We start from the raw sequence: 12,739 nt of genomic DNA on the forward strand, positions 1-12,739 counted from the left end.
TCGTTCGATTGGTGAGCATGTCGTCGGCCCCGTTGGTCGCCTGGAAGTGGTTGCCGGCAGCAGTGGCTGCGGTGGCGGTGATACCGGCGACGGCCGTCGCGGCGACCGGTGACATACAGAAGGGCGCCGCGCTGGCCGTCGGCATCATCCCGGCCGTCGCGGTCGGCGTCGCACGGGAACGCAAGCGCCGCGTCGTCATCCTGATCGCCGGAATCATCCTGGGACTGCCCATCCTGGTCGGGGCGACGGTGTCACCGTGGCCGGTGGTCGCGGTGACGACGATCTTCCTCCTTCCGATCCTCGCCACGTGGCTGGCCGGCCACACCAATCGCCCTCGACTAGCGATGCTCCTGGTGGTTCTCGCACCACCGTTGGTGGGTGTCGGATTCAGTGAGGACGGCTTCTCGGCCGGGCTGACTCTCACCGCATTGTTCGTCGCCGGGTCCATCGCGACCTTCGTCGTCGCCATCGTGATTCCGCCGACGTGGATCGACGAGGCCGCGGCCGGTCCGGCGGAACCGGTCAGCACGCCCGGCCTCGGGTACGGACTCCTGGTAGGCGTGGTCGGCGCGATCACCGCTGGGGTCGGGTTCGCACTTGACTTCGATCACGTCGGATGGGCTTGCGCCGCCGCCCTTCTCGTGATGCGCCCGGACGCCGATCTGCAGAAGTGGCGCACCGCGGGACGATTCGTGTCCGTCACGGTCGGTGCGTGCGTGGCGGCGGTGATGATCGAATTGGGCGCGCAGGTATGGCTTTTCACGGCTGCGATCGCGCTGGCGATCATTGCCGCCGCCGGGACACGCGGCAGTCGCTGGTACATCCTGCCCGCGTTCACCACGTTCCTGGTGATCACGATGCTGAGCTATTCGACGGACACCGCGGGGTCGCGCGTCGCCGAGCGGATCGGCGAGACCCTGTTCGGGTTGGCCGTCGCGGCGGTGGTCGGTCTCGGCATCCCGGCCATCACTCGACGCGTCCGCCACCGGCCGGCCGACGCATCGCGACTCAGCGACTGATCGTCGGCGCGGGGACCGCATCGAGGTCGTGGACCTCGATCTGTCCCGCCTTGATGCCCCGCAGCATCGCCGCATGATCGCCGTCGTTGAGGTCGGCATAGGCGACCGAGAAGTCGGCGATCGCCTCCCCGAAATCGGGATCACCGGCCAGATACCTCGCGATCTCGGGACGGCTGGCGGTGCGCGCGTGGGCTTGGGCGAGAGTGCGGCCGCACAGCTGCGCGTAGAGTTTCATGGCCTCGGGTTCGAGCGCCTCGACGACCACCGACCCCTTGCCATCACGCAGCTGCCGGAGATAGAAGTCGCGTCGCTCACCGTTCTCGTCGGCACCGCTGCTCCACCCGAGGAAGATGTCGCTCGACGCCTGAAGCAGCCGCTGACCTTCCACCACGCGCTGTCCTTCGTTGTCGAATCCGGCCGCGGGCACAAAGTCGGCGAGAACCGAACGCTGAGCCTCCTTCATCTGCAGGAACAGTGGGTCCTCCAGATTCTGGCCGACCATCAATGCGATCCATGCGCGCGTCCCCACACTGCCCACCCCAACGACCTTGCGTGCCACGTCGACGATGGTGAACTGGTCGAGCAAGGCCCGTACATGGCTGGGAAGCGCATCCCGGTAGTTGCGCATCCGCACCGCGATCCCGTCGGCGACATAGTCGGCGAGGTTGTCGGGGAACAGTTCGTGGATCGGCACCAGCAGCGGCGGCTCGCTGCGAATGTGCGCCTTGCCCTCGGCATCGATGACACACAGTTTCCCCAACGCCTGCTCACTGTTGCGGTGCCGGGCCTTCTTCAGTGCCTTCTGGGTTCGTTCATTCATCGACGTGTCCAGTCGGTTGCCGATCAGCGCCGTCAGTTCCTCGACATCCATCCGCGCATACCAGCAGTCGAGCGTCGACTTCTTCACGGCATGTTCGATCGACTTGCGGTAGGCCTTGGCCACCGAGCGGGCAAAGCGGCGATTGGTCTTGTCGTCGAAGCCGTTGTTGCGTCCGGCGACCACAAAACTGGCGGCCAGACGCTTGACGTCCCATTCGAAGGGGCCGGTGAACGTCTCGTCGAAGTCGTTGAGGTCGAAGGTCATTCGACGCTCAGGCGTGTAGAACAGACCCAGGTTGCTGAGGTGGGCGTCGCCGCAGAGTTGCGTCATCACACCCGAATTCGGTGTGCGCGACAGGTCCGACGCCATCACCGCCGCCGCGCCACGATAGAACGTGAATGGTGTCGCGGCCATCCGCGCATGGCGGACGGGAACCAGGTCCTGCACGCGAGAGGTGGCCTGCGCGGCGAGGATCTCCAACGAATCGGGCCGCTCCCCCGGCGTCGGGCAGGCGGCGAGATCAACTGCTGAAACTGTCGTCACGATGTCTCCTTACAACACGGCCAGCGGCGGCCGACGAACGATCACTGGTAGGAGACGAACCACGGTGCCGGGCGAACCGCCATGGTCTGCGCGGGCGTGAATGTGGGTTTGTCCTCTGTGTAGAAATTCTTCCAGCCCATCCACACTCCCGCAGGGAGATCGGTGATCAGTCGACGCCACGTGTCCATCTTGACGGGCGGGACACCGTGACCGTCCGCGTGGATCAGCACCTGCAATTCCGGGTGATTGGTGGCGATCTGACGACGGTTGGCGAGCATGTCGGAATCGAATTGGTGGAGCACCAACAATTTCTGCGGCAGGTTGTTGTCCCGGACGAGTGCGGACAGCCACTGCGACGTCCGATTCACCTCGGCCGCCGCGACCGAGCCGATCTGGGTGAGGTGCACCTGGTTCGGTTTCAGGCGCCATTCGGGGTCGAGAGCGAGGCCAACGTGCGGCTGCCGAAGGAGATCCGCGTACCTCTTCGCCTGGGTCAGGAAGTCCATCCGACCCGGCTGCAGATCGAGCGTCACGTACACACCGGCCGCGCGTGCGGCGTCGACCCAGGGCCGGATCACCGCGGGGTCGATCATGTTGGTGTAGGCGCCACCGTCGCCGGGCGCGGCCGACGCGACGGTCACGATGATCTCGAACGCCGGGATCACCGGCACGCGACTCACCCGCTGGTAATCGGCGGCCAGACGTTTGGCGCGAGCGATCGACGCGGGAATGTTCTGCCGACCCAGCGGTCCGAGTGCCGGCGCGTCGGGCGATCCGTACAGCGCGACCATGCGGCGGGACGGGAAGATGATCTGACCGCCGCCGGGCAGTTCGGGCACGGTGCGCGCCGCGGCGACGCGCTGCCCGAAGACGTCGTCATCGCCGAAACCGCGCCCCACAGCCAGGATGGGTGCCGACCCTGCGGCCTTCACTGCAGCGACCGCCGCCCCGCTCGACCGCGGATCGGCGGCAGGCAGTTCGACGACCTGACCGTGTCCCGCGCGTGCCGTCAGGACGGCGTCGCGCGCCACCGGCCTCGTGACGAACACGAGCGGAGCGGGCCCGGCAGCAGGGTTGTTGCCGCTCAGCGAGTCGAGATCGCGGTTGGGTGCCACCGCGCTGATGGTTTCGGGGACAGTACCGACGGTGTGGATCGACCCGACACCCAGGCGTCCCAGCTCGGACGCGACGGCGTCGCCGCTCTCCGGGGTGATGCCGAAGATCGGAACGTGTGCGCCGATCGCCGCATCGCCTGCCCGCTGCCAGTCGCTCTCGTCGGCGTCGGAACCCACGACCACGGCGCTCGGCGACGAACCGAACAGTGCGCGACTGAGCAAGACGGCCGGCGGTGCGTCGCCGTCGAGAACCGACACCCCTGATGCCAGCCCGGTCAGCCGAACCGCGGGTCCGGTCCGCACCATCGACGCCGACGCGGCGGCCAACAGAGCGACGACGAGCCCGAGAACGACAACCGTGGCCATTCGCGCGCGTGTCATCAGACCCCTAGTTCACCCCTCGTGCCCGACCTTCGTGTGCGGCACCTGGCGAGCCGCTGTCGGGGGCAAACCTACCAGCGGCGGCGTCGGCGCACCTCGCACCACGCACGTATGTGTGTGACCTGCTTCACCGACCACGACGGGAGGCCGGTAGCGTTGCGGGCATGACTGTGTGGGGTGTGGGGTTGGGACTCCTCGCGGCAGCGATCGCTGTGGTCGCCTTTGTCCGCTACCGAGAACGTGAGAATGCGTCGTTGACGCGCAGCGCCGGACTCGCGCGCGAGCTGCGCGCGCTGGCAGCCGACGACGAGGTGCGGCTCGCCGCGGTCGACGAGTTCGAGCAGACGATCTATCAGCGACTCTTCTACACCTCGGTGGTGGGGCCATGGGTGCGCAGCGCAGCGTGGGCGCTGCTGGGCACCGTCCTGGCCGGGGCCGCCGCACTCACCATCGGCCCGCTCGACGGCGCCGTCGCCACGGCGCTCTACATCGCGGCGATCGGCCTGGTGCTCGTCTTCGGCGTCGCAACTCTCGCGTTTGTCGGGATCGCACTGTTCCACACCGCGACGACTCCGCGCGTGTCGTTCCGGGACTCCTACGCCGACGACGAGCCGGTCGAGACTCCTCCCGTCGCAAAGCCGGCGGTCGAATCCGAGCCGGAACCGGAACCCGACGACACCGACTCCGACGACAACGACACCTCCGAGCCCGAGTCCGAGTCGAAGCCCGACACCACAGCTCCCTGAGGTGCGAGCGAAGCGAGCCTCGAAGGGCGCCGGTGAGACAACAACATCATCTCACCAGCGGCTTCGAGGCTCGCAGGCTCGCACCTCAGCCATCGGAAGGTCAGCCGCTCTGAGCGGACGAGAACCAGAACGCGACGAACCCCGCCGGATTCCGGCGGGGTTCGTCATCTGGTCAGGCGCTCCGGTGACCGGGGCTGTCGGTCAGACCGCCTGCGCCTGCCACATCCAGTGGAGCTGCTCGAGCCTCGATGCGAAGCCGATCAGCAGATCCTGGGTGACCGGGTCGGTGTCCTCGGTGGTGGCGATGCGCTCGCGGAGACCCGCGATGACCGCCTTGAGGTTGGACACGACTGCAGTCACCACGTCGGAGTCCTTTGTCCAGCCCTCGCCGAAGCCCGTGGTGTGAGCTGTCTTCGCGACGGTCTCGGCCCGGCCGTCGGGGCTCACACCGATGGCGGTGGCACGCTCGGCCGCGGCGTCGGTGAACTCGCGGGCGACGGTGACCAGTTCGTCCAATTCGAGGTGAACCGAACGGAACTGCGGGCCGACCACGTTCCAGTGGGCCTGCTTGGCGATGAGGCTCAGATCGATCAGGTCGACCAGCGTCTCTTGCAGAGCGTTACCGGTGACCGTCTTCTGTTCATCGGTCAGGGTGCTGGTGATGGGTGTTGCAGTGGTCATGTGTGATACCACTCCTTTCTCTTGAGTTCGTATGTGCGGCAACGACTCATACGCGGACGGTGACCGTCTGCTCGATGTTGCCGCGGGTGGCCTTCGAGTACGGGCAGAAGGCGTGCGCGCCGTCGGCGAGCTCCTGTGCCTTCGCTTCCTCGACGCCGGGGATGTAGACCTCGATGGCTGCGGTGAGCCCGAACCCGCCGTCGGCCGAGTCCTTGCCGAGGCCAATGGTGACCTTGACCGTGGACTCGTCGGGTACGGGCGAGCCGGCCTGCTTCGACGTCGCGCGCAGCGCACCCATGAAGCAGGCGGCGTATCCGGCCGAGAAGAGTTCCTCGGGGTTGCTGCCCTCACCACTGCCGCCGAGTTCCTTCGGCGGGCGCAAATCGAGGTCGATGCGCCCGGAGTCCGAGACGACTTCGCCGTCACGCCCCCCGCCTGCCGACGTGGACGAGACGTGGTAGATCGCTTCTACTGTCATGAAGTTCCTCCTCGATGAAGTGGCCCGGTCGGGCGCAAACACTGACGTGCCTCATTGAAGTCCAACGGCCGGACCGTCGGGTCGATTCCGTGATCGGACATCAAATGTCCTCGATCACCCGTTACGGACGCCTTCTTCCACCTTCTTGCCGAGATCCTCGTCGACGTTGCGCCAGTACTCGAATACTCGCGACAACACGGGCTCTTCGACGCCGTCGAGGACGTGTCCGACGATGTTGGACACCAACCGTTCCCGAGCGGCATCGTCGAGCACCTCGCGAACCATGGTGCCCGCCTGCGCCCAGTCGCTGTCCTCCGGATGTTCGACGTAGCCGGCGCGGATGGCCTCGCCGTCGAAGTTCCACAGTCCCTCGTCACCGGCAGCCTCGGCGTCGGCGTGCGGCCCGCCGTAGGAGTTGGGCGCGTACACCGGCACCTGTGGTCCGGAGAAGTCGTAGGCCATCGCACCCTCCTTGGAGTACGTGTTGACCTCTGCATTCTTCGCCGAATTCACCGGCAGCTGAGCGTAATTGGTGCCTACCCGGTAGCGGTGCGCGTCGGCGTAGGAGAACACCCGGCCGAGCAGCATCTTGTCGGGGGAGAACCCGATGCCGGGCACCAGGTTCGACGGTTCGAACGTCGCTAATTCGATCTCGGAGAAGAAGTTCTGCGGATTGCGATTGAGCGTCCACTTACCGACCTCGATCAGCGGATAGTCTTGCTGCGACCAGACTTTGGTGAGATCGAACGGGTTGAAGCGGTAGCTCTCGGCCTCGCCGACGGGCATGATCTGGACCTTCATCGTCCAACTCGGGAACTCGCCGCCCTCGATGGCGTCGTAGAGATCCTTGCGGTGCAGGTCGGGGTCGCTGCCGGCGAGTTTATCGGCTTCCTCCTGGGTGAGGTACTCGATGCCCTGGTCGGTCTTGAAGTGATACTTGACCCAGAATCGCTCGCCCTCGGCGTTGACCCACTGGTAAGTGTGCGAACCGAATCCGTCCATGTTCCGCCAGGACTTCGGGATACCGCGGTCTCCCATCAGCCAGGTGACCTGGTGTGCCGACTCGGGGCGCAGCGTCCAGAAATCCCACTGCATGTTGTGGTCGCGCAGTCCGGAACCGGGCAGTCGCTTCTGTGAGCGGATGAAGTCGGGGAACTTGATCGGATCCTTGATGAAGAAGATCGGCGTGTTGTTGCCGACGAGGTCGTAGTTGCCATCCTCGGTGTAGAACTTCATCGCGAAACCCCTTGGGTCACGCCAGGTATCCGGGCTGCCCTGCTCGCCCGCAACGGTGGAGAACCGGACCAGCGACTCGGTGCGCTTGCCCGGTTGCAAGAACGACGCCTTGGTGTAGCGCGACACGTCACCGGTGATGACGAGTTCGCCGAATGCGCCGCCGCCCTTCGCGTGCACGACGCGCTCCGGGACGCGTTCACGGTTGAACTGCGCGAGCTTCTCGATCAGGTAGTGGTCGTGCAGCAGGATCGGTCCCTGGGTGCCGGCGGTGAGCGATTCGTTGTCGCTCGCCACGGGAATCCCGGCATTGGTGGTGGTGCGAGGAGTCATCGCCATCTCCCTCTCATTGGTGTCTTACGTTTCTTCTGCCGCGGCGCCACTGGGCTGGACGACGCTGACAAGTCTCTTGTTGTGCCTCACGAACGGCAGGATTTGCACAGTCCCCAGAACGTGACCTCGGCTTCGTCGACGAGGAAGCCATGATCGTCGTCGGGTGACAGACATGGCGCAGTTCCGATCACGCAGTCCACGTCGACGATCGTTCCGCACGACCGGCACACCAGGTGGTGGTGGTTGTCGCCGGTCCGCGTTTCGTAGCGCACCGGCGACTGCGCCGGCTCGATCTTGCGAAGCAGACCCCGCTCGGCACAGACCCGCAAGACGTCGTAGACGGTTTGCGTCGAAACGCCGCCGAGCTTCTCGCGGACGGCCGAGGCAACGAAGTCTGCCGTCGAATGTGGATGCTCCGCAATGATTTCCAGTGCGGAGAGCCGGGGCGCAGTGACGCGCAGACCGGCAGCTCGAAGCTGCCGCGCCGGTGTCATCTGCTCACTCATGGTTGCCACCGTACAGCAATAAATGGAATGAATCCAGAAAGTGGATTACATCCAGAAAATGAGTGTTGGCTAACCTTGCCCCCGTTCGACTCGCGCCCTTCTCGACCGGCGGTGTAATCTCGTCGGCACGAGGCCTCGTGTAGCAGCGGAGAAGAGTTCCGCTGTTCGCGTCCGCGACACTCTTCTCTCACGTGTCGCGTCGAAAAGCGCATGCGGACTCATTCCAGCGAGAGATAACCCATGTCAGACATCACGACCACCCCGAACGACCGCTTTGAGATGACCGAGCTCAATCGCGAGGCATCGATGGGCGGCCTCGGCACCGAGACCACCGACCGCGAGATCCGGCGCATCAGCCTCGCCGACTTCGAGACACGACGCGACCAGATCGCCGACGAACTCTGGGCCGCGGCAACCGATATCGGCTTCTTCCAGGTCATTGACCACGGGATCGACATGGACGCGGTCAACCATGCGTTCGCCATGTCGGCGAAGTTCTTCGAACTGCCGCGCGAGGTCAAGGAACAGCTCCCCCTCAAGAAGGGGCAGAATGCCGGGTGGGAGTACTCCAGCCAGGTCCGACCGTCGGTCGGCACACCGGATCAGAAGGGGTCCTACCAACTCACCCTTCCCCGCATGGACGGACTGTGGCCGACCGACGACGAACTCGCCGGTTTCCGGGCCACGCTGCTCGACTTCGAGCGCCGGTGCTGGCGCCTGGCCATGGACATCCTCGGCTGCTTCGCCGAGAAGCTCGGATTCGACCGCGACTTCTTCACTCGCGCACACGATCCCAGTGTCGACACCTACCAGAGCACGCTGCGCCTGCTGCACTACTACGCCTTCCCTGACGCCCTCATCGACGAGCCGAATGTCTGGCGAGCCGGCGCCCACACCGACTTCGACGCGTTGACCCTGCTGTTCCAGCGCACCGGCCAGGGCGGCCTTCAGGTGCTGCCGGGCGCCGAGGCCGCATCGGAGGCGTGGACCCCCGTCGAGCCGTCCGACGAGGCGATCACCTGCAACATCGGCGACATGCTGATGCGCTGGTCCGACGATCGGCTGCCGTCGAACTTCCATCGCGTGCGCGCGCCCCGTCGCGGCGAGTACACCGGCCCCCGCTACACGATCGCCTATTTCGCACAGGCCAACACCGACGCAGTGATCGAGTCGGCTGCCGGCAAGTACCCGCAGATCACCGGCGGCGACTACATCGCGCAGCGCATCGCCGCGAACTTCGGGAAGTGAGATGGCCGACCTCATCGATGTCGCCGTCTACACCGGTGGACGGTGGTTGCCCCATCAGGACATTCGAATCCAGGATGGCTCGGTGGTCGGCATCGTTGGCACCGCAGAGCCGAGCGAGCGCGGAAATGGCCATGTCATACCGGGTTTCGTGAACACACACACCCATCTGCAGCAGTCGCTGATGCGCGGTATCGCCGAATGCACGCCGTTGCTGGAGTGGCTTCTCGCGGTGGGCGAGGAATCGGTGGCGATCACGCCCGAGCGCGCCTACCTCGCCGCGACGGCGGCATGCCTGGAGGCGCTTCGGTCGGGCACGACGACCGTCGTCGAGCACATGTGGCCGCACCCGTCCGACGACGTGCATGCCGCCGTCATTCAAGCGTTTCACGACACCGGAATTCGTGCGGTGCTCGGTCGGGGTGTCGCCGACCGGCCGGACGCCTCCCGCAAATGGGGCTTCGAGCCGCGGCTCATGCAGCCGCTCGATGAGGTGCTCGACCACGTCGATCTGCTGCGCGATCGGGTCGACGGGACTCGCATCAGAGTTGCTCTCGCAGTGCCGAATCCGCGGTCGCTGACCGAGAGGGGCATGGTCACGCTCCGCGAGTTCGCCGATGCGCGAGAGCTACCGGTCTCGATCCATCTGCTCGAGACCCCGACCGACGACCGGATGTGTCTGGAGCACGCCGGAACCGGCGCCGTCGAGTATCTCGACCGCAGCGGCTTTCTGTGGGACCGCGTCCTCGCGGTGCACTGCGTCGAACTCGACGACGTGGGTCAACGCATCCTCGCCGATCGGGGCGTCGCGATCTCACACAACCCACTGTCCAACATGCGTTTGGGCAGCGGGGTCGCGCCGATCCCGGACATGATCCAGAACGGACTACGGGTCGGGCTGGGCGTTGACGGCGCGGCGTCGAACGACACCCAGGACATGCTCGAAACCTTCCGGGTCGCCGCCTACCTGCAGCGGGCCGTCCACAAACGGGCGGATCTACTCGGGTTCGACGAGATGCTCGACATCGCGTGCGGCGGGGCCAACGCGGTGCTCGGTTTGCCCGCTGTGTCCGGCGGCGTGCAGGTCGGTGCTCCGGCGGACCTCACCGTGATCCGCTTCGACCGCGACTATGCAACGCTGCCCGTCCGCGACCCTGGTGCGTCCCTACTGACCACCGGCTCACGATCCATCGTCGACACCGTCATGGTCGGCGGCGAGATCGTGGTCGCCGACGGTCGCAGCACCCGCGTCGACGAAGCGGAGGTCACCAAGGAACTGCTGGCGTTGTCCTCCCGCTGATCGAGCCGGTACCGAGTGCAGCGAGGCACCGTGTCGAGCCCCCTGGCGAGACAACAAGGTCATCTCGCCAGGGGGCTTCGAGGCTCGCAGGCTCGCACCTCAGCCATCGGGTGGGAGCGCTTCCCGACGGATGCTCGGTGCCCTACTGCCCCCGCAGCATCTTCGACGGTCGCATCCGGCTCGACTCGGGCAGCCATCGATCCACAACGCGCCGCAGCGAGATCACCCCGGCCAGCCCCAACAGTGCGAACTGCAGCCACGACACGACAACCATCGTCGAGGAGATCTCGTCGTACCGGAACAGCAGGTCGGAACCGATGGGAATGCACAGCATGTTGACGATCACCGCGGCGAGGAAGAAGTTGCGGCAGTTGCGGCTGTGATGGTTCGCGGCGGCAACCAGGAGCGGGTATTCGATGGCGAGCAGCACCAGGATCATCAGCAGCATGAACGGTGGGAAGAATCCCGCCAGGGAATCCACCCGCTCCTCGGGTGCCGCATTGTTCGGGTCGGACGCAACGCCGTCGAGGAGTCGCTGCCGGAGCAGGTCGGTGATCAAGCCGAGGTTGAGGAACCCGTACACCACGGCGACCACCCCGCAGGCCGCCGCACCCCACCAGGCGACGCGCGCATGCACGAGGAGTGCCCGCGGGGCCACGCCGGGATCCGACTGCCGGGTCGGGTACAGATTCGCCTGGTCACGGTCCTTCGACGACCGCGCGAGCGCGGCGAGATCCTCCGCGTCGAGTTCGGCCTGTGTGGGCGTGCGGTCGACGTCGTCGTCGGGGTCGCGTGCTTCTGCCATGCAGTTGATCCTGCCACTGCGTCCGACGAGGGTCACGCCTACCGCTGGCTGAGCGCGAGGAACCCCTCTGCAGGCAGAGCTCAGGGAGCGATGGGATTCACCGCGCGATCTTGAGCATCCGTCCGATCGTGGCCTGCCACAGCGCGCCGTCGCGGCTGATGGTGCCGGTCAGTTCCAGCGGCTCGTCGATCGGCCCGTCGCCGACCTTGCGCGTCACCACTCGCCGACCCGTCGCGAAGTCGGTCGCGACGAGGTAGATCGGTCCCACTTGCTGGATACCCGGCCGATAGGGCCCGTAGCCGAGCGCGTAGATCAGCCCGTCGGCGCGGGAGAGCCGCGGCAATGTCGCAATGCGGTCGCGGTTCTCCCACACCCGATGACACCCGCCTGCAGTGACGTCGACCCTGGTGGCGCCCCCGACAAAGTCGGCCGATCCGGGCCTGCTGGGACCGTCGACCGCCATCGGCGGGTATTGGTAGCCGTAGGTACTCGGGATCACCAGCGAGTCACCCCAGGCGATGATCGAGTTCTCGGTGCCCTGCCCCGACGACCCGAACGCCGGCATCCGGCACACCAGATTCCCGGTATCGCTCTGATACACAAGGAGATTCGGTCTTCCGTCGGCGTTGTCGACGATCGCCACCCAGCGGTCACCGTCGGGACCGAAATAGGTGGGGGTGGTTCCCGAACCCCAGGTCAGCTGGCCGGGCTTGCGCGCGGTTCCGCGGTCGTAGGCGCGACGCCACACCACACGTGGTCGCCCGTCGGCGCCGGCGGTCATCTCGTAGAGGGCATGGGTGGTGAGGATCGAGGCACCACCGGCCCGGATCGAAAGCCCGTTGCCCAGTTGCTCACCGCGCGGCAGGGCGGTGGCCGCGACGCGTCCCGACCGACCGACCGTGCCGACCACGCCACGCGTCGTCGCAAACCAGATGCGCCCCTGCAGGTCTGGCGCCAGTCCGGTGATCGCGTCACCCGCGGGGATAGTCGACGACACGTCGATCCGATCATCGACATAGACCTGCCACCCCTGCGCGGTCCGTCGATGGGCCACGCGCAGAATCGAATTGGAGCCGTCGGCGACGACCACGCGATTCCGGTCGTCGAGATATCCGTACACACCCCCGAGAAGTCCACCCTTGGCGAGTTCGAGGTGCGCGAGCGGTGCGGCGGTGTGCGGATCGAACAGCGTGACCGACGGGACGGCGAATCCGACCGGCTTCGTCCCGACGAACCGGGTGCACAGCGACACCGGCAGGCCGTCAGAGCCGATGAACGTCGCCGCACAGGCACCGGCCGGCACCGACGACCCCACCACATGCCCGGTCCGACCCGGACCGCGCCACGGCGTCGAATCCGTGGACCACAGATCGCCGTGCATCAACGAGGTACCAGTGGGACCGAGACCGGTCAGCGGTACTGGCGCGACCGGAACCGCGTGTGCGGGCGATCCTCCGGAAAGCCAGAGCGCCAGAATTCCGATGACCACGACGACTGTCCGACCCGCGCCCCTCACCATGCGCATCTTTCTACA

At 66.2% G+C, this 12,739-nt stretch carries 12 protein-coding genes; 4 read left to right on the forward strand and 8 right to left on the reverse strand.

What is annotated here, in order from left to right; translation table 11 throughout:
• Positions 1-17 precede the first annotated feature (17 nt).
• Complete coding sequence (locus ACWDTF_RS08870; RefSeq protein WP_449754312.1) at positions 18-1,019, forward strand: FUSC family protein; 1,002 nt, start codon at positions 18-20, stop codon at positions 1,017-1,019.
• On the opposite strand, the gene ACWDTF_RS08875 is transcribed toward ACWDTF_RS08870, so the two are convergent.
• Positions 1,009-2,382, reverse strand: coding sequence for a DUF2252 domain-containing protein (locus ACWDTF_RS08875; RefSeq protein WP_449754292.1), 1,374 nt, complete (start codon positions 2,380-2,382; stop codon positions 1,009-1,011). The genes ACWDTF_RS08870 and ACWDTF_RS08875 overlap by 11 nt on opposite strands.
• 41 nt (positions 2,383-2,423) lie before the next feature.
• Entirely contained in the window at positions 2,424-3,863 is a 1,440-nt protein-coding gene (locus ACWDTF_RS08880; RefSeq protein ID WP_449754293.1) for a hypothetical protein, read from the reverse strand.
• 179 nt (positions 3,864-4,042) lie between these two features.
• Here ACWDTF_RS08880 and ACWDTF_RS08885 point away from each other — a divergent pair, with 179 nt between their 5' ends.
• Entirely contained in the window at positions 4,043-4,624 is a 582-nt protein-coding gene (locus ACWDTF_RS08885; protein ID WP_449754294.1) for a hypothetical protein, read from the forward strand.
• Between the two features lie 201 nt (positions 4,625-4,825).
• Here the strand turns inward: ACWDTF_RS08885 and ACWDTF_RS08890 are convergent, their stop codons facing one another.
• The 4 genes from ACWDTF_RS08890 to ACWDTF_RS08905 all read right to left on the reverse strand — a co-directional run bounded on the left by ACWDTF_RS08890 (position 4,826) and on the right by ACWDTF_RS08905 (position 7,855).
• Positions 4,826-5,305 carry a Dps family protein gene (locus ACWDTF_RS08890; RefSeq protein ID WP_240856228.1) on the reverse strand — a complete coding sequence of 160 codons (480 nt, stop codon included), beginning with the start codon at positions 5,303-5,305 and terminating at the stop codon, positions 4,826-4,828.
• Between the two features lie 46 nt (positions 5,306-5,351).
• Positions 5,352-5,783 (reverse strand): organic hydroperoxide resistance protein, encoded by a 432-nt coding sequence (locus ACWDTF_RS08895; RefSeq protein WP_240856229.1) that lies wholly within the window; start codon positions 5,781-5,783, stop codon positions 5,352-5,354.
• Positions 5,784-5,897: 114 nt separating this feature from the next.
• The gene (locus tag ACWDTF_RS08900; RefSeq protein WP_240856230.1) at positions 5,898-7,349 is read right to left on the reverse strand and encodes a catalase; all 1,452 of its coding nucleotides are present in this window, start codon (positions 7,347-7,349) and stop codon (positions 5,898-5,900) included.
• 86 nt (positions 7,350-7,435) lie between these two features.
• Positions 7,436-7,855 carry a Fur family transcriptional regulator gene (locus tag ACWDTF_RS08905; protein WP_355278250.1) on the reverse strand — a complete coding sequence of 140 codons (420 nt, stop codon included), beginning with the start codon at positions 7,853-7,855 and terminating at the stop codon, positions 7,436-7,438.
• 240 nt (positions 7,856-8,095) lie between these two features.
• On the opposite strand from ACWDTF_RS08905, the gene ACWDTF_RS08910 reads away from it, so the two are divergent.
• Entirely contained in the window at positions 8,096-9,103 is a 1,008-nt protein-coding gene (locus ACWDTF_RS08910; RefSeq protein ID WP_449754295.1) for an isopenicillin N synthase family dioxygenase, read from the forward strand.
• Between the two features lies 1 nt (position 9,104).
• Complete coding sequence (locus tag ACWDTF_RS08915; protein WP_449754296.1) at positions 9,105-10,400, forward strand: amidohydrolase family protein; 1,296 nt, start codon at positions 9,105-9,107, stop codon at positions 10,398-10,400.
• A gap of 142 nt (positions 10,401-10,542) precedes the next feature.
• Here the strand turns inward: ACWDTF_RS08915 and ACWDTF_RS08920 are convergent, their stop codons facing one another.
• Both ACWDTF_RS08920 and ACWDTF_RS08925 read right to left on the reverse strand, forming a co-directional pair.
• On the reverse strand, positions 10,543-11,205 hold the full coding sequence (locus ACWDTF_RS08920) for a hypothetical protein (protein WP_449754297.1): 663 nt from the start codon (positions 11,203-11,205) through the stop codon (positions 10,543-10,545).
• 97 nt (positions 11,206-11,302) lie between these two features.
• Positions 11,303-12,730, reverse strand: a complete 1,428-nt coding sequence (locus ACWDTF_RS08925) for a hypothetical protein (protein WP_240856233.1) — start codon at positions 12,728-12,730, stop codon at positions 11,303-11,305.
• Positions 12,731-12,739: the final 9 nt, after the last annotated feature.

This window comes from Gordonia sp. NPDC003422, assembly GCF_053588675.1.

Excerpts from the sequence above, each read along its gene's own strand:
- ACWDTF_RS08895 (WP_240856229.1), bottom strand. The coding sequence starts at position 5,783 with ATGACAGTAGAAGCGATCTACCACGTCTCGTCCACGTCGGCAGGCGGG.
- ACWDTF_RS08900 (WP_240856230.1), bottom strand. The coding sequence starts at position 7,349 with ATGACTCCTCGCACCACCACCAATGCCGGGATTCCCGTGGCGAGCGAC.
- ACWDTF_RS08880 (WP_449754293.1), bottom strand. The coding sequence starts at position 3,863 with ATGGCCACGGTTGTCGTTCTCGGGCTCGTCGTCGCTCTGTTGGCCGCC.
- ACWDTF_RS08910 (WP_449754295.1), top strand. The coding sequence starts at position 8,096 with ATGTCAGACATCACGACCACCCCGAACGACCGCTTTGAGATGACCGAG.
- ACWDTF_RS08925 (WP_240856233.1), bottom strand. The coding sequence starts at position 12,730 with ATGCGCATGGTGAGGGGCGCGGGTCGGACAGTCGTCGTGGTCATCGGA.
- ACWDTF_RS08905 (WP_355278250.1), bottom strand. The coding sequence starts at position 7,855 with ATGAGTGAGCAGATGACACCGGCGCGGCAGCTTCGAGCTGCCGGTCTG.
- ACWDTF_RS08915 (WP_449754296.1), top strand. The coding sequence starts at position 9,105 with ATGGCCGACCTCATCGATGTCGCCGTCTACACCGGTGGACGGTGGTTG.
- ACWDTF_RS08870 (WP_449754312.1), top strand. The coding sequence starts at position 18 with ATGTCGTCGGCCCCGTTGGTCGCCTGGAAGTGGTTGCCGGCAGCAGTG.
- ACWDTF_RS08920 (WP_449754297.1), bottom strand. The coding sequence starts at position 11,205 with ATGGCAGAAGCACGCGACCCCGACGACGACGTCGACCGCACGCCCACA.
- ACWDTF_RS08890 (WP_240856228.1), bottom strand. The coding sequence starts at position 5,305 with ATGACCACTGCAACACCCATCACCAGCACCCTGACCGATGAACAGAAG.
- ACWDTF_RS08885 (WP_449754294.1), top strand. The coding sequence starts at position 4,043 with ATGACTGTGTGGGGTGTGGGGTTGGGACTCCTCGCGGCAGCGATCGCT.